We start from the raw sequence: 16,052 nt of genomic DNA, 5'->3' as shown, positions 1-16,052 counted from the left end.
CCCCTACAGGCCACTCGTTTTGGGGTGGATGGGTGGATTTTTCGGGCGATTCTCGAATCGCCCCTACAGGCCACTCGTTTTGGGGTGGATGGGTGGATTTTTCGGGCGATTCTCGAATCGCCCCTACAGGCCACTCGTTTGGGGGTGGGGTTCTTCTTGGGCGATCGCACCTCACGATGAATGGGTGGGTGCAGACTTCATACAGGCGCTTAAGCCGGAAAGAGTGAGTGACGCGGCAGAATCCCCATCACGAGCAATTGACAACCCATGCTATACTCATACAAACCCCAGTGATGTCGCCACTCAAATGAGGCTAATTAAATGGAGTACACCCCCCACATCCCACTCGAAACTATCAAAAACCTTTCTATTGAGGATTTTTTGAGCTTATTAAGACAAAAAGAAACTTTAATCGTGCAAGTTTCTACCAATGAAGTGGTGAGAATTAAAGCCAGCCTAGAACTCCCCCCTTTACCGAAACTTGATGGGTATGTACCCCAAGGGTGGAAAGACGCGATTTACCATGAGTAACCCCGATTTAGTCTTTTTGGATGCGGGAATTTTTATTGGGGCTTTGCTAAGTCAAGATCCGCGTCATTCCGAAGCTCGTCCTATCGTTGAAGCTGCTCGATGCGGAACCCTGCTCGCTTGTACTTCCGTTGGAGTATTAAGTGAAGTTTATGCCGCTTTAACTTGGACTGGCTCTCAACCTCCCCACCCCCCCAAAAATCGCCAGTGAAGCAGTTCGTCTTTTGGTTGAGAAACCTTCTCAAATTTTAGTTTTAGAAACTAACTTTCAAGCCAGCATGAAAATGCTAGAAATTGCCGATTCTCAAAATCTTACAGCCCGTCGAATTCACGATGCCAGACACGCTGCTACTGCTTTAGTTGCGGAGGTATATAAAGTCTATACATACGATCCTCAAGATTGGCGGTTATTTCAGCCATAGTGGAATTCAAATTGTTGGTCCTGACTCGGTTTGTTCGGGGAATGAGTCATTGCCCCTTTAACTAATGGGGCGATCGCTTCACCCAACCTCCAAATACTGCTTCCCTCTCTTGCTCCCTCTCCCTCTGGGAGGGGCTGGGGAGAGGGCCAAGCATGGTCCCCTACAAACCGATCGCCACAAAAGCCGACCAATAACGCCGATCGCCAAACGGACAACTCTCATCATAATCCATCAACTTAAAATCAATCATCTCACACTCCTCCTCCGTCATCTTCAAACCCTGACCACACCAGTCTAAAAACCCCTCAACCGAAACCCGTCTCAGCCAATTTTGCGCCCGATGTAACGCCATCACCACCCGCTCATCTTGGCGCAATTCATAATAGAAACGAATCGCCAAACAAGCGGTGGCAAAATCATCCACACACCATAAACTACTCACCACCGCAGGAGTTCCCGCATACAAAAAACCACTGGCTAACCCAATATATTCATCGGTCAACAAACTCCCGATCAGTCCCGTCTCACAAGCGGAAAGCATCACCAGACGACAGGCGGGAATTTCCAGATTGCGATAAATTTCCCCTAGGGTTAAGCATTGCTGTCCCGTGTCGAAGCGGCGACCATCTCGGAGAGTGAGAGTCTGGCCTTCCCGCTCCCGGGAGGCCGATTCCAGGGGTGCATCCCCCGCCAAAATCACAGCGGAATTCAGGGGATTTTCGCTATCAAATCCCCCGTGACAGGCAAAATGAATGATATGACTCTGGCGCAGTTTCTCCAGAGTTTCCCGGCGATTGAGGGCGGATTTCGTCGCCGCTTGCTGGGTGAGGATATAGCAGTTGGGGTCAAAGTAGGGGCGGATGAACTCCACCTCCATTTGGGCATAGCTGAGGTCTTCCGTGGGGTTCTGCACCGCGAAGAATTGGGGTTCTGTGGCGGGTTGGGGGCGGTTGTGGATGTAGTCGAGGATTTGGCAACTGGGGGCGTAGCTGACCCCTTGGCTAAAGCGCTCCAGTAACGGCGTAGCGGGGGCGTTGAACTCAACGGATAAGGCGTGGAGGGGGAACAGGTGCAGGTAGAGATGGGGAATCAGAATCAGCCTTTGGCAGGTATCCGGGAGGGCGGCGATGATATCAGATAGGTGGAGATGTTCCGCGAGGTCATCCAGGCGTCCGTCTAGGGCTTTATACCAAGTGGGTTGGCGGTAGTCGGCGAAGTAGGTTTGGTTGAATTGGTCGAGGCTGTGGCGATCGTCGGCGCTGTAGCTGTAGGGGTGAATCTGGGGGCGGTCCTGGTCCAGGGTGACGGTGAAGACCCAGGCTCCCAGGGCGGGGTCTTGGGGCAGATACCATTCGATGAGAGCGGTTTCCGGAGTGAGGAGTTGGCGAAAGTCCGGCAGTTGGGCGCGCACATTCTGGAAGGCGTTGAAGTCCGGGTCATTGATTTGCGCCACCAGGCTGTCCCGTTGTTGCAGCAGGCTTTGCAGGAGAGCGGTTCCCGGTGTCTCGGAGGGTCTGGCTATCTCCCGGTTTCCCCGGGTTTCCCCCGTTCCCCCGGTCCCCGTCTCCCCGTCTGCGGGGCTCTCCGGTGCTGCGAAAGATTGTTGCAGGGCGGCGATTTCCCGGTTGAGTTGGCGGTATTGTTCCTGTTGTTCGGGGGTGGCGTTTTTCGGAACCAGGTCGGCGCTGGTGAGCATTTCCATCAGGGTGCGGGACTTACTGCGCTCCACGGTCAGCAGGGCTTGGTCGTAGCGTTCCAGGTGGATGCAGGTTTGTACCATTTTTCCATAGATGGGTAGGGCATCTTCCAGGATTTGACGTTTGCTGTCGGGGGAAGTCGCCCAGTTGCGGCTTTGTTCCACTGCGCGGATGGCGTTGTCGTAGCCTTCGATGGCGATTTCCCAGTTTTGGAGGTCATAACCCAGGTTGCCGAGGTTGCCTCCGGTTTTGAGGCAGTCTAGGGGGAAGGAGGAGGGGGTGCGGACTGACAAGGCGGATTGGAAGCAGGAAATAACCCTCCCCAAGTTCTTGATTCCCTCTCCCTGCATATTGTATAAGTAAGCAACTGCTAAATTATTTTGGGTCATCGCCCACTGTTCGGGAAAGGCACGGCGGGTGTAGACGTTCAAGGCGTCTCGGTAGCAGGCGATCGCCTCTTTTAGGTTCTGAACCCGTTCTCCCCGGATGCGCTTCCCGTAGGCATTCCCCAAACTATTTTGGGTCATCGCCCATTTTTCGGGAAAAGCGTGGCGGTTATAGACTGACAAGGCGGATTGGTAGCAGGAAATCGCCTCTTCTAGGTTCTGTTCCCGTTCTCCCCGGATGCGGTCAAGGTAGGCAGAAGCCAAGTTCATTTGCGTCATTGCCCAATCTTCGGGATAGGCACTGTGGGTTAAAATTTCTAAGGCGGCTTCATAGCTAGAAATTGCCCGTTCTAGATTCTCATTGCGCTCTCCTTTAATGCGGTCAGAGTAGGCAGTTGCCAAGTTCATTTGGGTGGTTGCCCAATCATAGGGATAGGTACGGCAGGTTAAAATTTCTAAGGCGGCTTCATAGCTAGAAATTGCCCGTTCTATGTTCTCGGCTCGTTCTCCTTTAATGCGGTCAGAGTAGGCAGTTGCCAAGTTATTTTGCGTGATTGCCCAATCTTCGGGATAGGTATCGCGGCGGTACACTTCTAAGACAGTTTCCAAGCCAGAAATTGCCCGTTCTATGTTCTCGGCTCGTTCTCCTTTGATGCGGTTACGGTAGGCATTTGACAAGCTATTTTGGCTCTGTGCCCATTCATAGGGATAGACACGGCGGGTTCTGACTTCCAAGGCGGCTCGATAGCAGGAAATCGCCTCTTCTAGGTTCTGTGTCCGCTCTCCCCAGATGCGTTCAGAGTAGGCATTCCCCAAATTATTTTGAGCCCCTGCCCAGTATTCGGGAAAGGCATGGCGGGTGTAGACGTTCAAGGCGACTCGGTAGTAGAAAATAGCCTCTTCTAGGTTCTGTGCTCGCTCTCCCCAGATGCGGCCAAAGTAGGCATTCCCCAGACCAATTTGGGTCATCGCCCAGTATTGGGGAAAGGCATCGCTGGTGTAGACTGACAAGGCGGCTCGGTAGCAGGCGATGGCAATTTCCAGATTATTGGCTCGACTGCCTAATGGGAACTGCTGAATATCAATAGCAAAATCATGAAAATTTCTGGCTAAATCTTTATTTTTTTCAATATCATCGAGGTCGAGTTGCGAGTGAAACCATTGGGTGATGGTTTCGGCAAAATCAAGGTTGAGTTTGTCTTGGTGTTTTTGTAATATAGGATAAATTTGTTTCCCGCTTAATCCTCTTGTTTGTAATAGCAGGATTTGTCCCCAAATGTCTAAATATTTATTCATAGGATACAGCCTTAACTGGAGGGTTGGAGGTTCTGGGGGGCTGAGGCTGGGAGGGGAATAATAGGGTGTTGAGCCTCTGCCATAAGTTTTGCCATCTCTCACGCCAAATCGACATTCTTCCGCCTCCATGAGTCTTGGTTAGGTGTTGTCGTTGCGGTGAAGCCTCGCGCCACCTAACAGCCACACAACCCCAACTCGATTATACCCCACCCCCCGACTCCGAGAAACCGGGTTTCTTTGAGAAATCTTCGGGTCTCCACAGAGAGACAGTTAGAAACCCGGTTTCTTTTCCCACCCACAGACCCTAAAACCTCAATTTCTTAATTCACCGGAGTCGTTTGGTCTTTTTGCAACAGAAAATCTAGGTATTCTTCTAGTTGTTTTTGTTGATGTTCTGACAGGTTGCGAAATTTACTTAAAATTGCTTCCTCTCTCAAATAGTCACTCAGGGGCATAATCTGTGATGCCGTCACTTCAATGGTAATTTGAGGAACATCAAATCCTTCTAAACTATACCCATCTTCTGGGGACTCTGGGTGATGATAATGTTCAAAAATGGTGGCAATATCACCCCGTTTGAGGTGATATTGGGGCAAGTCTCCCGTGAGGGCAACTTGGGAAAATAGAGGATATTGAGGTTTCATTGATTTTCTCCTTTGTGTTAATCTCCTCTAATTTCCACTAATTTTTCACCTGAAGATAGTAGCTCTAGTGCTTTTGGCAAAACTGAACTCAAAATCTCTTGCAAGCGAACATTTGAAGTATTTCCGCAAGTCAACCAAATAATTTGAGGTGGTGCACCCAAGCGATCGACCAAATCCACAAAATCGCTGTCTTTCGTCATGAAAATAACTCCTTGAGCTTTTGCAGTCTCAAAGATTTCCGGATCTTCGGCATCTCGCAACCCCAGATCCCGTAAAGCTAGGGCTGTCACCCCAAATGTATTGGTAATCCAAGTTGCGATCGCCGGTGACAGGTGTGCATCGATTCCCGTTCGTTGTCATGCAAGTAACACAGGATGATTAAGTTTCCGTGATGCATAGGCAAGCGCTGCTCTCAAATCATCCCTTTCCAGATCGGGGAGTTCCTCTAAAATCTGTTCGGAACTAAGCCCTGCTGCAAACAAATCCAAAACATCGGACACTCGAATTCTCATACCCCGAATACAGGGACGGCCCCCACATTGTCTGGGATTTACGGTGATGCGTTCAAGTAGTTTTGACATAATGAAGCAACCTCTATAAAATTAGCATCTATCGAAAAGAATGCTATCAAGTATTGCAGAATTCTTTAATTAAAGCAACAACCGGCGGGGGTTTGAACCTTAGCCCTGTCAAGGTGGTAAATTTAATGACGAAAAATCATTGTTTCTTGTAGGGGCGTATTGCATACGCCCCAGGGCGCAAGCATTGCGCCCCTACAAATCAATACTTGACAGAACTAGGGTTTGAACCTTAGCCGGTGTTGAGATTCGCCCTTCGCCCAAAGTTTTTGCTGCACAAAAGTATTATTTCCCCCCAGTTTGAGGAATCAAAATCGTTCTGTTGCCTAACTTTTCCTCAAACCCCAGATTGTTTTTCAAAGCAATTAAATCCCAGTATTCAAAGCTATCAAATCCAAAGGCTTTCTGAGACAATTGCGGTAAACTGTCTCCCGATTCAGTTTGATAGGAAACCCAAGTGTAAATTTTGCCATCTAGGGTAAAACTGGGAGACCTTTGCAACCATTGCTGATATCGGTTATCCCGATTCAGGTCTAAGCGAGATGTCATCTGATGCAGGGCTTTTTGCCAGAGTTGATATCCGGCTTGGCTCAAATGGATTCCGTCGGTGGTTAACTCGCGGTGTAACCTATCTTCGTTGTTGGTAAAGGCGGAATTGAGGTCGAAATAGATTGCGCCTTCGGATCGGGATATCGCCGCGAGTTCGAGATTAATTTTACGAATTCTGGTATTCGGAAGTGCCGCCAGTCGGGTGGGTAAAATCGATTGCACCACTACTTTAGCTGGGGGGTGAATCAGTTGCAGTTCCCGGACTGTATAATAAATATTATCTGCAATACTGGCATCCGGTCTCCCCTGACGCAAATCGTTAATGCCTGCCAGAATATAAATAGTATGAGGTTTGGTCTCGGAAAATGTCCACAATCGTTTTAAAATTCCGCTGGTATTATCCCCGGAAATTCCTTGATTGAGCCACAGTCTTCCCGGTGGCATGAGTTCGGGGGGAAACCATAGAGAAATCGAATCCCCTAATAAAATCGATAACTGATTAGAACCCTGTCCCGTGGTAAGTGCTTGCGCTTCCCAAGCTAAGAGATTTGTCCAATCCTGATAGGTGGGTTGGCCGATCGCCTCTTCCCATACTGATTTAAAACTATCCGGTGGGAGGAGGGTATAAGTCCTGCCAACTTTCAACCCTTCTACTCGTTGCAAATACATTTGAATTCCAGAAGCCGGTCGATTCATGAGTAAACCCTCACTATGCCTGGAATTCTAAGATAAGCAAGTGAATCGGGATTGAGTTGAGGAAGTGGACATTTTCTCAAGCGGCTGTTTTTAGGGCGATCGCCAAGAGGGAACCCCACCCTAACCCTCCCCTTGCCAAGGGGAGGGGACCGGAGGTGCTTTTAAGCGTCTGACCCCACCCTAACCCTCCCCTTGCCAAGGGGAGGGGACCGGAGGTGTTGTTAAGTGTAAAAACCTTATGAGGGAACCCCACCCTAACCCTCCCCTTGCCAAGGGGAGGGGACCGGAGGTGTTGTTAAGTGTAAAAACCTTATGAGGGAACCCCACCCTAACCCTCCCCTTGCCAAGGGGAGGGGACCGGAGGTGCAGTTAAGTGTAAAAACCTCCTGTTTTACGTCTGAAACTCCCCCTATTTTTTTAGTTTATAAGCCTGTCGCAATTCGACTAATGCAGTCTCGGATAGTCCCGATTTCAGGGAACGAATCAACAATCCCCACGCCTGTAACTGTTCTAATCGTTGAGATTTTTGGAGTTGAACCTGATAAAATTGAGTCCAAAACTCTGGTGCATAATGACTCCGCCACCCCTTGCGCCAGCGTTGATGCCACCGCGCTAAATCCGGCAGGGTTGGAGATGCCACTCCCAAAATTGGCGGGAAGTCGGCATAACTCACAAACCGACTCACGCCTTTGCCATGCACATAGACAACATGGCGCATACAATCAATCCGATAGATATCCGCTTCTGAGATGCCAAACATTAGGGCCACGGTTTCTTCTGTAACAAATCGCGCCAAGGGATGGAGGATGTCCGAGGTGTGATTAATTTTAGATTCGCGGATAACTGGCGAAGCGGGCTGGTAGTTTGATATCATGATGGATAGGCTAGATAGATGGACCTTCGATAGATGGCTCCTTGATAGATGGCCTCTCGATAGATGGCCCCTAACTTAGATGGATAATTCCTGTCTGAGATAGACAAGGGTTCTCGTCGAGTTTGACTGGTTTGGATAGGGCCTCGGTTTAGTAGCCAATGGCTTGAACCTAGTTCTCCTGTCCAGTTTGGTTTTAGAAGCGATCGCCCTTTAGTTTTCTAGGCCTGGGGGCGATCGCTTTTATCTGTGTTATTATTCTATTAAAAGATGTCCTCTTATCGTTTGTCAAGTAAATTGTGGGTTTAGTTAGATTACGGATTCGCGAGTTTGCGGATGAGAAGGGATGGAACCTCAAAGAGGTGTCTGACCGTTCGGGTTTGGTGTACAGTACGGTCCGGCATTATGCGCGATCGCCCGGACTAGCGCTGATAGATTTTACCGCGATTCACAAACTGGCTCGGACTTTCGATGTTATGATAGAAGATTTGGTAGAAATCGTCGAAGAATAGGAAACCGCCAGGGGTATCCCTTTCGGGTTCTTGACTTTGAGGCAGTGAACCGTCCATTCAGACTCTCATCCGACCCAGGGGGGACCGGCGATCGCCTGTTAGTTTTCCAGACTTGGGGGTGAGTGTTTTTTCATATCAAGCTATCTTAAGATGCAAACGCATCACTTGTCAAGTATGGGATTAGTCAGACTGAGAATTCGGGAATTAGCGGAGGAGAAGGGCTGGACCCTTAAAGAAGTCGCCGATCGCTCGGGTATTGTGTACAGTACCGTCAGAAGCTATGCGAGGCGATCTGCGATCGCCACCGTTGATTTTACCGCCCTCCACAAATTAGCCCGAACCTTTGATGTTCTGATAGAAGACTTGGTGGAAATTATCGAAGAATAGGGAACGGGTTCCGGTGTTCGCCGCCTGATGAGAATAGCCGAGATCGGTTGACAGGACCGGGATTCGCCAACGGTGGGGCTTTACCTGACCCGGATTGAACAGGTGCAATCATGGCACTACACCCCCATTTGTGCTGTTTTTCTCGCAAATTAGAGCAGTAGCAGGCAGAGGCGGGCATTGTTGAAAAATAGATGGAATAACTTGTAGCTCTACTGAGGCAGATCGCTTAATATATGGGTTAACTCAGAGAGACACCCGGGGTTCAAGTTTGTGAAGTCGGGGTTTTTTGGGTATCCAGGGGGTAGAGTTCATGGGGTGCGGAACCCTCAATGTAACCCGCGTTACATTGGAATGGGAGGGAATTGTCTGATGGAACTCTCAGGCAGTCTAGGCAGAAGGATCTAGGCGATCGCCAGCCACCCCTCGGACCTGATTAATGCCGGTTCATCTCTGAGTCCTGTTACAGAAGAAACTGCCTTAACAATCTTAAACTCAATAAATCGCCATGCACAGCATTCAATCTGGCACGACTCAAGTGAATCACCAAGAAAACTTAGTTGCACTCAAGTCATACTTTATGACTCTGATTTCCCACGAACCGAGAACGCCCTTAACGACGATCTTATTATCCGCTGATTTACTGGAATGTTATAGCAATAGTTGGACTGATGAGAAAAAACTCAAGCACGTTCAGCAAATCCAAACTGCTGCGATGGAAATTACCAAGCTGATTGAAAGCGAACAATTTACGGAAACCCTCCGAAAAGTAGCCAGTGAAATTCACTAAGTATTCTAACAAGTTGCCTAGAAATTGACCGCGTTAGTTGAAAACCGTTGCTCTAAAATCCCCATAAACCGGGGAGAAACCGAAGCGATCGCCCTGATGATGCCTGTCCCGCCCAGGACTCGACTCCTGGTGACACGCATGATTAGGGCGCTCACGACGGTGAAACGGCGATCGCACCAAAAAAAACCCCCTAATGGGGGCAAATCGCATCAACCAGGAGGGATAACATCCCGATTAGAATAAATACAGAATGGTAAACAGCACAATCCAAACCACATCAACAAAGTGCCAGTATAATTCTGCTGCTTCTGCTCCAAAGTGACTCTCACTAGAATAATGACCCGCCTTCAGGGATTGCCATAAAACTGCCAAAATCAACAGCAACCCAAAAGTTACGTGCAATCCGTGAAAGCCCGTTAGCACATAAAAGGTGCTGGTAAAGATATTATCCGCCAAACCAAAGCCGGTATGAAAATATTCATACAACTGACCCACGAGGAACACCGCCCCCATGACTGCCGTTAGCCCGAACCAAAATCGCAGACCCTTGACATCATTTTTCTTAATCGCCGCATTGCCGCGATTCATCACAAAACTGCTGGAAATCAGGATAATTGTATTCACCCCGGGCAGCAGCAATTCCATTTCTGGAGTCCCTTCCGGCGGCCAGTCCGGAGTCACCGAGCGAAACGTGAGATAAGCGGCGAATAATCCCAAGAAAATCATCGACTCCGCCACCAGAAACATGATGATGCCAAAAATTCGATGATCCGGATGGTCGCCGTGGTGACCGCCGTGGGCTCCCGCCCCATGTTCAGCTTGTATAGCTGCCTTGCTTGTATCAATTGTTCCTTGCATAAGCGATCGCCTGTTGTAGAGTTTACGAATTGAGTCTGGGATGTTTTGGGGTCGGGTCAAGTCCGACCCCAAAAAGGGTATTCCAACAAATAAATCATCCAAATCCGATGGTTAAGCACCTAACAAGACTCTTGCAGCCCGCGCAGGCGGGCTTCGTCCGTATAGCCCCACCCTTCAGTCGCGCTCCTTTTTTGGATAGTTTATTTTTTGGAGTTCCCTAGGAAACCGTCGGTCCCCCGGATAGCATGGGAGTATTCGCTTGGGACTCAGGCATTTGGACGTTCGGGTTGCGATCGCCCATGCCGTAATCATAAGGCCCAGTCAACCGGACAGGTTCCCCAATAAAATTCTCCACCGGAGGAGGGGAAGCCGTCTGCCACTCCATCGTTAAAGCATCCCAGGGATTGCCCGATGCTTTCGCACCTCCGATCCAACTCCACACCGCATTGATAATCAACGGGAAAGTAGAAACTGCCAAAATATAAGAGCCCACGGTACAAATTAAATTGACCGTGGCAAATTTGGGGTCATACTCCGCCACCCGACGCGGCATCCCTTGCAGTCCCAGATAATGCATCGGCAGGAAGCAGAGGTTAAACCCAACCAAGGTTAAGACAAAATGCAATTTGCCCAGAAATTCGTTCATCATCCGCCCTGTCATCTTCGGGAACCAGTGATAAATCCCGGCATACAGACCGAAGACACTGCCGCCAAACAGCACATAATGCAAGTGGGCGACAATGAAATAGGTATCGTGAACGTGAATATCAAACGGGACCGAGGCGATCATAATCCCACTCAGACCCCCAATCACGAACATGGAGACGAAACCCAACCCGAACAGCATGGCGCTGTTGAGGCGAAGTTTGCCCCCCCAAACTGTGGCTAACCAGCTAAACACTTTAATGCCTGTGGGAACGGCAATAATCATGGTTGCGACCATGAAGAACATCCGTAACCAACCGGGGGTACCACTGGTGAACATATGGTGCGCCCAGACAATTAAGCCCAGAAAGCTAATCGCCATACTGGAATAGGCGATCGCCTGATAACCAAAAATTGGCTTGCGGGCGTGCACCGGCAAAATATCAGAAATCATCCCAAAAATGGGCAGAATCATGATATAAACCGCCGGGTGGGAATAGAACCAGAACATATGCTGGTAAACCACCGGGTCCCCACCGCCCATTGGATTGAAAAAGGCAGTTCCGGCAATCAAGTCAAATGCCAACAGAATTAATGCCCCCGCTAACACCGGCGTTGAGATTAAAATCAAAGCCGAAGCTGCCAGCATTGCCCAGCAGAACAAGGGCATATCATTTAATCCCATTCCGGGCATCCGCATTTTCAGGATGGTGGTCAAAAAGTTGATCCCGCCCAAAATGGAGGAGGTTCCCAGGATAAGAACGCTCAAAATCCAGATAAATTCGCCTGCTTTTTCCCCAGTGGTACTTAACGGGGGATAGGAGGTCCAACCGGCACCGGCTGCACCGACGAAGAAGCTAGATAATAGCAGGATTCCGCCGGGGGGGATCAGCCAAAAGGCGATCGCATTCAACCGGGGGAAAGCCATATCCCGCGCCCCAATCATCAGGGGAATCAGGTAGTTGCCAAAGGCCCCGGTCCCCGCAGGCACGATCCACAGAAAAATCATCACCGTGGCATGGATCGTAAACAGACCGTTATAGAGTTCGCGACTGACAAAATCCGAGTCCGGAGTTGCCAATTCGGTCCGAACAGCGGTGGCTAATGCACCGCCAATCAGATAGAAAATGAAGGTGCAGACCAGGTATTGAATCCCGATCACCTTATGGTCCGTACTAAAGCTAAAGTATTCTCGCCAAGGGGTATGTCCACCGGCTTCTACAGCCAGGGTTTCCCCGAGGTTATCGGTTTCGGGTTCAGTTACTTGTGCCATAAATCAATTGTTATTACTGATGCGTCTGAGTTCCCCTGCTGATAAGGGATGATAGGTCACTCGTTCCAGGTTAAAGGGCGAGTTGCATCTCCCCGCCACAACTAATACCAAATCCGGTTGTCTCAAGTCGGTTTTCGCTCTTTAGCCCGCGCAGGCGGGCTTCGTCCGTATAGCCCCAGGTTTTAACCTGCGGGTTTTTATAGACATATCACAACCGGATTCCTGATCAAGACATCGGCGGAGTTAAATCGCCCGATCGCCCAGATGGTGTTCGGCATGGAGTTGATTGAGGGTCTCTCCATCAATCCCCATCTCAGCAGCCAAAGGTTGCAGATAGTCCGTTTCCGATAAGTCTGCTGGATTCAATGCCACAGTTTCCAGTCCCTCAGATTGCGCCACAATCTGACTCTGTAACCAAGCTTGGAAATCTTCTTCCGACTGTACAATCACGCGGGTTTTCATCCCGCCATGATAGGACCCACAGAGTTCGGCGCAAACCACCGAGTATTCCCCGACTATTTGGGGTACGAAGCGCAACTCGCTTTCTCGTCCGGGGATGGCGTCTTGTTTCAGGCGAAATTCCGGAATCCACAGGGAGTGGATCACATCACTGGCGCTAATCGTCAGTTCCACCTCTTTTCCTGCCGGAAGATGCAATTCTCCAGAGGTAACCCCACTGTTGGGATAGGTGAAAATCCAGGCAAACTGGAGTCCGAGGACGTTGACACTGACAAACGGGTCTTGGCCTTGGGTGCCGGGGGAGGCCCCAACGCCCAGGGCGACCAGTTTACCTGGTGCTTTACTGGGGGCCATGCCAGGTTCATCCGAGGGTAAGGAGGCGGCGATCGCAGCCCCGGGCTGGTGTTTATGGGCAACATGAGACTCATGGGATGCCATCGGGTCTAGGCCCCCCATTGAATTGTAAATTTCAAAACTGTAGACCCCGATCCCCATGATGATAATCGCCGGGATCGCAGTCCAGAGAATTTCTAGGGGAACGTTGCCGTGAATGGGTGGCCCATCGGTATTGTCATTGGCCCGTTTTCTAAATTTGAAAATGGAAATCACGATGATCCCTTGCACAATCAGGAAGAGACCTGTGGAAATGGTCATCATCGTGTTAAATAGTGCATCAATCCGGGGCGCTTCTTCTGAGGCGGCAACGGGCATGAGACTATGATTCTGGCCGACCCACAAGCTTACCAGGGTGATGGTAATGCCTGCGATCATCGTCCAAATAGCACTGGGTACTTTCACTTCAACCTCCTTGATGAGAAATTTTGCCGCAGTCGGCGACTCCGAGTGCTGTCTTGCAACAGTTTTTTATGACTCCATTTGCTAAGTTAGCAATTTTTCGGGTCCTCTGTATCGGTTGTTGGTATATTCCGTCCCTCAATTTGTCACAGAGAGGGGATAAATTGAGGGGTTTTTGGGGAATGGTTCGTGGAGGGCCGGGGGATTGCACTGTTGTTATGGGTGAATGTTTTCGGCAGTGAACGGGGATGACGGTTGAAACCGTCACTACGAACATCGGAGGGATGACGGTTGAAACCGTCACTACGAACATCGGAGGGATGACGGTTGAAACCTTGAACGGGGAGGGATGACGGTTGAAACCGTCACTACGAACGGGGATTTGTGAAGAAAGGTTAACTTTAGGGGAGAGATTGTCAGGAAATCCGGGCAATTTTTTGGGGAGGGAAAATTAGGGAAAAGGCTTGTCGCTCTCGGTTCTGACTCGCTACTGTAGAAAAAGACTGGGGTTGTTTGATTTGAGGGAAAGGATAAACTACATCAGAATAATTACTCAGTGTTAATTTAACATAAGGAACGAAAATGACGCGAAGGAGTAGCAATTATGGCGAACTCAGTCGTTGATCGACATCCGGCGATCGCACCCACTGACTCCCCCCCTCGGGATCGGATTCGTCGCTTGGTCTGGAAAATTGCGATCGCGACCCTGCTATTAATGGCAGTCGGCAGTGCAACAAGGGTGATGAATGCGGGTCTGGCTTGTCCAGACTGGCCGCTTTGTTATGGTCAGTTAGTCCCCACCCAGCAGATGAATCTTCAGGTGTTCTTGGAATGGTTTCACCGCTTAGATGCGGGGTTAATCGGCATCAGCGCGATCGCCTTAGCCGGATTATCCTGGTGGGATCGCCGCGAACTCCCCGGTTGGCTACCCTTTGCCTCCACCGGCGCATTGGGTTTAATCGTCTTTCAAGCCGTCTTAGGCGGACTCACCGTCACCGAACTGCTGCGATTTGACATTGTAACCGCTCATCTGGGAACTGCCCTCTTATTTTTCACCACCCTGTTAATCATCGGCATGGCACTGTTACCCTATCAAGGGACTGGCAATGTGGGTAAACTCCCCTGGATTGGTCTGTTTGCAGCAATTTTTGTTTACGTCCAAAGTTTACTCGGGGGATTAGTCGGTTCCCAATGGGCGCTTCATCAATGTTTCGGCTACAATCAGCTATGCACCGTGATGAATAGTCACATTCTGGGGGTTGTTCCCCCGACCGTCACGATTCTCGCCTTAGTGGTCTTGGCATTCCGAACTCCGGCATTGCATCCTAAATTACGACAACTCGCAAGGTGGGCCGGTATGTTGTTACTCTTGCAAATTGGCTTAGGGATTGCTACCTTTTACGAACATCTGCAAGTGGAACTGCTCACGGTGTTTCACCAAGCCACGGGTGCAGCCTTACTCGGAACCCTGGTGGCGTTTACCGTCTTAGCACTGCGCGATCGCGCCGGAAGCGTTCGGGTTTGAGAATTTTTCCATCATCAACTGTATTTCGATGCAATGGCCCAGCCTCTTGACTGCTGAAAGGAAACATAATATTTATCATGCAAGAAATCATCGCAACTGGTACACAACGGCATCATGAAACTCTGTTGCAAGTGCTGAAAAGTTACTACCAGTTAACCAAACCTCGAATTATTCTGTTGCTGCTGATTACCACAGCATCCGGACTCTGGGTCGCGGCCAATGGAGAAGTCGATCCCCTGTTAGTGTTAGTAACAATGGCGGGCGGGGCTTTAGCTGCCGCCTCAGCGAATACAATTAACTGTTTGTACGATCGCGATATCGATTACATCATGGAACGCACTCGTCATCGACCCTTACCTTCGGGTCGAGTGCAACCTCGGGATGCCCTGATTTTTGCGATCGCCCTAGCAGTCACCTCGTTTACCCTGCTGACAGTGTTTGCGAACTTACTCGCCGCACTTCTAGCCATGTCGGGAATCGTCTTCTACGTCGCCATCTATACCCATTTACTCAAGCGTCACAGTACCCAAAATATCGTCATTGGAGGCGCTGCTGGGGCAATTCCCCCGTTAGTCGGTTGGGCGGCAGTCACCGGAGACTTGAGTTGGGCACCTTGGGTAATGTTCGCTATCATTTTTCTCTGGACACCACCCCACTTCTGGGCATTAGCGATGATGATTCGCGATGACTATGCTGCCGTCAATGTCCCCATGTTGCCGGTAATTAAGGGAGATGAAGAAACTGCCCGTCAAATCTGGTATTATACTTTATTGCTTTTGCCATTAACCCTCGGGCTGACTTATCCCTTGCATACCAGTGGAATGGTCTATGCAGCATTGGCGGTATTTTTAGGGGCAATTTTTGCCAAGAAAGCCTGGGAGTTGTTGCAAGCCCCCACTGACCGAGACAAAGCGCGATCGCTGTTTAAATACTCGATTTTATATCTGATGTTATTATCTGCCGGAATGGTGGTGGATAGTTTGCCCGTGACTCATCAAGTAACGGCGGCGATCAGTCAGAATGTCCAGGTTTTAATTAGTGCGATCAGTGTGATGTAATGAGTAGTTAATTACCAATAAAACTAACCTAAATCGGTTAGTAAACCACAGAAATTGTGGGATGGGGTGGGCCAATTGCCTACCCC

18 protein-coding genes are annotated in these 16,052 nt (G+C 49.7%); 9 read left to right on the top strand and 9 right to left on the bottom strand.

Features of this window, described 5'->3' with window-relative positions:
• The 4 genes from NG833_RS03955 to NG833_RS03940 all read left to right on the top strand — a co-directional run.
• A partial coding sequence (locus NG833_RS03955; RefSeq protein ID WP_254564032.1) for a hypothetical protein occupies positions 1-180 on the top strand: 180 nt, incomplete at its 5' end.
• A gap of 141 nt (positions 181-321) precedes the next feature.
• Complete coding sequence (locus NG833_RS03950) at positions 322-531, top strand: hypothetical protein (RefSeq protein WP_254564031.1); 210 nt, start codon at positions 322-324, stop codon at positions 529-531.
• On the top strand, positions 524-739 hold the full coding sequence (locus NG833_RS03945) for a PIN domain-containing protein (protein WP_254564030.1): 216 nt from the start codon (positions 524-526) through the stop codon (positions 737-739). The genes NG833_RS03950 and NG833_RS03945 overlap by 8 nt, the downstream gene beginning before the upstream one ends.
• A gap of 13 nt (positions 740-752) precedes the next feature.
• Positions 753-950: a hypothetical protein gene (locus NG833_RS03940; RefSeq protein ID WP_254564029.1), complete on the top strand. Its 198-nt coding sequence runs from the start codon at positions 753-755 to the stop codon at positions 948-950.
• 160 nt (positions 951-1,110) lie between these two features.
• On the opposite strand, the gene NG833_RS03935 is transcribed toward NG833_RS03940, so the two are convergent.
• The 6 genes from NG833_RS03935 to NG833_RS03910 all read right to left on the bottom strand — a co-directional run bounded on the left by NG833_RS03935 (position 1,111) and on the right by NG833_RS03910 (position 7,670).
• The gene (locus tag NG833_RS03935) at positions 1,111-4,458 is read right to left on the bottom strand and encodes a CHAT domain-containing tetratricopeptide repeat protein (RefSeq protein WP_254564028.1); all 3,348 of its coding nucleotides are present in this window, start codon (positions 4,456-4,458) and stop codon (positions 1,111-1,113) included.
• A 191-nt stretch (positions 4,459-4,649) separates the two neighbouring features.
• Complete coding sequence (locus tag NG833_RS03930; RefSeq protein ID WP_254564027.1) at positions 4,650-4,973, bottom strand: DUF4926 domain-containing protein; 324 nt, start codon at positions 4,971-4,973, stop codon at positions 4,650-4,652.
• A gap of 17 nt (positions 4,974-4,990) precedes the next feature.
• On the bottom strand, positions 4,991-5,305 hold the full coding sequence (locus NG833_RS03925) for a DUF5615 family PIN-like protein (protein ID WP_256555817.1): 315 nt from the start codon (positions 5,303-5,305) through the stop codon (positions 4,991-4,993).
• 24 nt (positions 5,306-5,329) lie between these two features.
• Positions 5,330-5,554: a DUF433 domain-containing protein gene (locus tag NG833_RS03920; protein WP_254564025.1), complete on the bottom strand. Its 225-nt coding sequence runs from the start codon at positions 5,552-5,554 to the stop codon at positions 5,330-5,332.
• Between the two features lie 282 nt (positions 5,555-5,836).
• A complete protein-coding gene (locus tag NG833_RS03915) occupies positions 5,837-6,796 on the bottom strand; it encodes a GDSL-type esterase/lipase family protein (protein WP_254564024.1) in 960 nt (319 codons plus the stop codon).
• Between the two features lie 409 nt (positions 6,797-7,205).
• The gene (locus NG833_RS03910; protein ID WP_254564023.1) at positions 7,206-7,670 is read right to left on the bottom strand and encodes a hypothetical protein; all 465 of its coding nucleotides are present in this window, start codon (positions 7,668-7,670) and stop codon (positions 7,206-7,208) included.
• A gap of 296 nt (positions 7,671-7,966) precedes the next feature.
• Here NG833_RS03910 and NG833_RS03905 point away from each other — a divergent pair, with 296 nt between their 5' ends.
• The 3 genes from NG833_RS03905 (at position 7,967) to NG833_RS03895 (ending at position 9,353) form a co-directional block, all read left to right on the top strand.
• Positions 7,967-8,179, top strand: a complete 213-nt coding sequence (locus tag NG833_RS03905; RefSeq protein ID WP_254564022.1) for a helix-turn-helix domain-containing protein — start codon at positions 7,967-7,969, stop codon at positions 8,177-8,179.
• Between the two features lie 174 nt (positions 8,180-8,353).
• Positions 8,354-8,566: a helix-turn-helix domain-containing protein gene (locus tag NG833_RS03900; RefSeq protein ID WP_254564033.1), complete on the top strand. Its 213-nt coding sequence runs from the start codon at positions 8,354-8,356 to the stop codon at positions 8,564-8,566.
• 505 nt (positions 8,567-9,071) lie between these two features.
• Positions 9,072-9,353: a histidine kinase dimerization/phospho-acceptor domain-containing protein gene (locus NG833_RS03895; protein WP_254564021.1), complete on the top strand. Its 282-nt coding sequence runs from the start codon at positions 9,072-9,074 to the stop codon at positions 9,351-9,353.
• A gap of 234 nt (positions 9,354-9,587) precedes the next feature.
• On the opposite strand, the gene NG833_RS03890 is transcribed toward NG833_RS03895, so the two are convergent.
• The 3 genes from NG833_RS03890 to NG833_RS03880 all read right to left on the bottom strand — a co-directional run bounded on the left by NG833_RS03890 (position 9,588) and on the right by NG833_RS03880 (position 13,386).
• A complete protein-coding gene (locus NG833_RS03890; RefSeq protein ID WP_254564020.1) occupies positions 9,588-10,211 on the bottom strand; it encodes a heme-copper oxidase subunit III in 624 nt (207 codons plus the stop codon).
• A 217-nt stretch (positions 10,212-10,428) separates the two neighbouring features.
• Positions 10,429-12,129 (bottom strand): cytochrome c oxidase subunit I, encoded by a 1,701-nt coding sequence (gene ctaD / locus NG833_RS03885; protein WP_254564019.1) that lies wholly within the window; start codon positions 12,127-12,129, stop codon positions 10,429-10,431.
• 243 nt (positions 12,130-12,372) lie between these two features.
• Positions 12,373-13,386: a cytochrome c oxidase subunit II gene (locus NG833_RS03880; RefSeq protein ID WP_254564018.1), complete on the bottom strand. Its 1,014-nt coding sequence runs from the start codon at positions 13,384-13,386 to the stop codon at positions 12,373-12,375.
• A 601-nt stretch (positions 13,387-13,987) separates the two neighbouring features.
• Here NG833_RS03880 and NG833_RS03875 point away from each other — a divergent pair.
• Positions 13,988-14,908, top strand: a complete 921-nt coding sequence (locus tag NG833_RS03875) for a heme A synthase (RefSeq protein ID WP_254564017.1) — start codon at positions 13,988-13,990, stop codon at positions 14,906-14,908.
• Between the two features lie 77 nt (positions 14,909-14,985).
• On the top strand, positions 14,986-15,966 hold the full coding sequence (locus tag NG833_RS03870) for a heme o synthase (protein ID WP_254564016.1): 981 nt from the start codon (positions 14,986-14,988) through the stop codon (positions 15,964-15,966).
• The last annotated feature ends 86 nt before the right edge of the window (positions 15,967-16,052 follow it).

Source organism: Oscillatoria sp. HE19RPO, assembly GCF_024220515.1.
Classification (GTDB): domain Bacteria; phylum Cyanobacteriota; class Cyanobacteriia; order Cyanobacteriales; family Laspinemataceae; genus Laspinema.
Note: the sequence above shows the minus strand (reverse complement) of the source record. Positions and strands in the feature narration are given on the sequence as shown.

Coding starts and splice junctions, on each gene's coding strand:
- NG833_RS03920 (WP_254564025.1), bottom strand. CDS start 5,554: ATGTCAAAACTACTTGAACGCATCACCGTAAATCCCAGACAATGTGGG.
- NG833_RS03910 (WP_254564023.1), bottom strand. CDS start 7,670: ATGATATCAAACTACCAGCCCGCTTCGCCAGTTATCCGCGAATCTAAA.
- NG833_RS03915 (WP_254564024.1), bottom strand. CDS start 6,796: ATGAATCGACCGGCTTCTGGAATTCAAATGTATTTGCAACGAGTAGAA.
- NG833_RS03870 (WP_254564016.1), top strand. CDS start 14,986: ATGCAAGAAATCATCGCAACTGGTACACAACGGCATCATGAAACTCTG.
- NG833_RS03895 (WP_254564021.1), top strand. CDS start 9,072: ATGCACAGCATTCAATCTGGCACGACTCAAGTGAATCACCAAGAAAAC.
- NG833_RS03930 (WP_254564027.1), bottom strand. CDS start 4,973: ATGAAACCTCAATATCCTCTATTTTCCCAAGTTGCCCTCACGGGAGAC.
- NG833_RS03945 (WP_254564030.1), top strand. CDS start 524: ATGAGTAACCCCGATTTAGTCTTTTTGGATGCGGGAATTTTTATTGGG.
- NG833_RS03875 (WP_254564017.1), top strand. CDS start 13,988: ATGGCGAACTCAGTCGTTGATCGACATCCGGCGATCGCACCCACTGAC.
- NG833_RS03935 (WP_254564028.1), bottom strand. CDS start 4,458: ATGGAGGCGGAAGAATGTCGATTTGGCGTGAGAGATGGCAAAACTTAT.
- ctaD (WP_254564019.1), bottom strand. CDS start 12,129: ATGGCACAAGTAACTGAACCCGAAACCGATAACCTCGGGGAAACCCTG.
- NG833_RS03950 (WP_254564031.1), top strand. CDS start 322: ATGGAGTACACCCCCCACATCCCACTCGAAACTATCAAAAACCTTTCT.
- NG833_RS03900 (WP_254564033.1), top strand. CDS start 8,354: ATGGGATTAGTCAGACTGAGAATTCGGGAATTAGCGGAGGAGAAGGGC.
- NG833_RS03890 (WP_254564020.1), bottom strand. CDS start 10,211: ATGCAAGGAACAATTGATACAAGCAAGGCAGCTATACAAGCTGAACAT.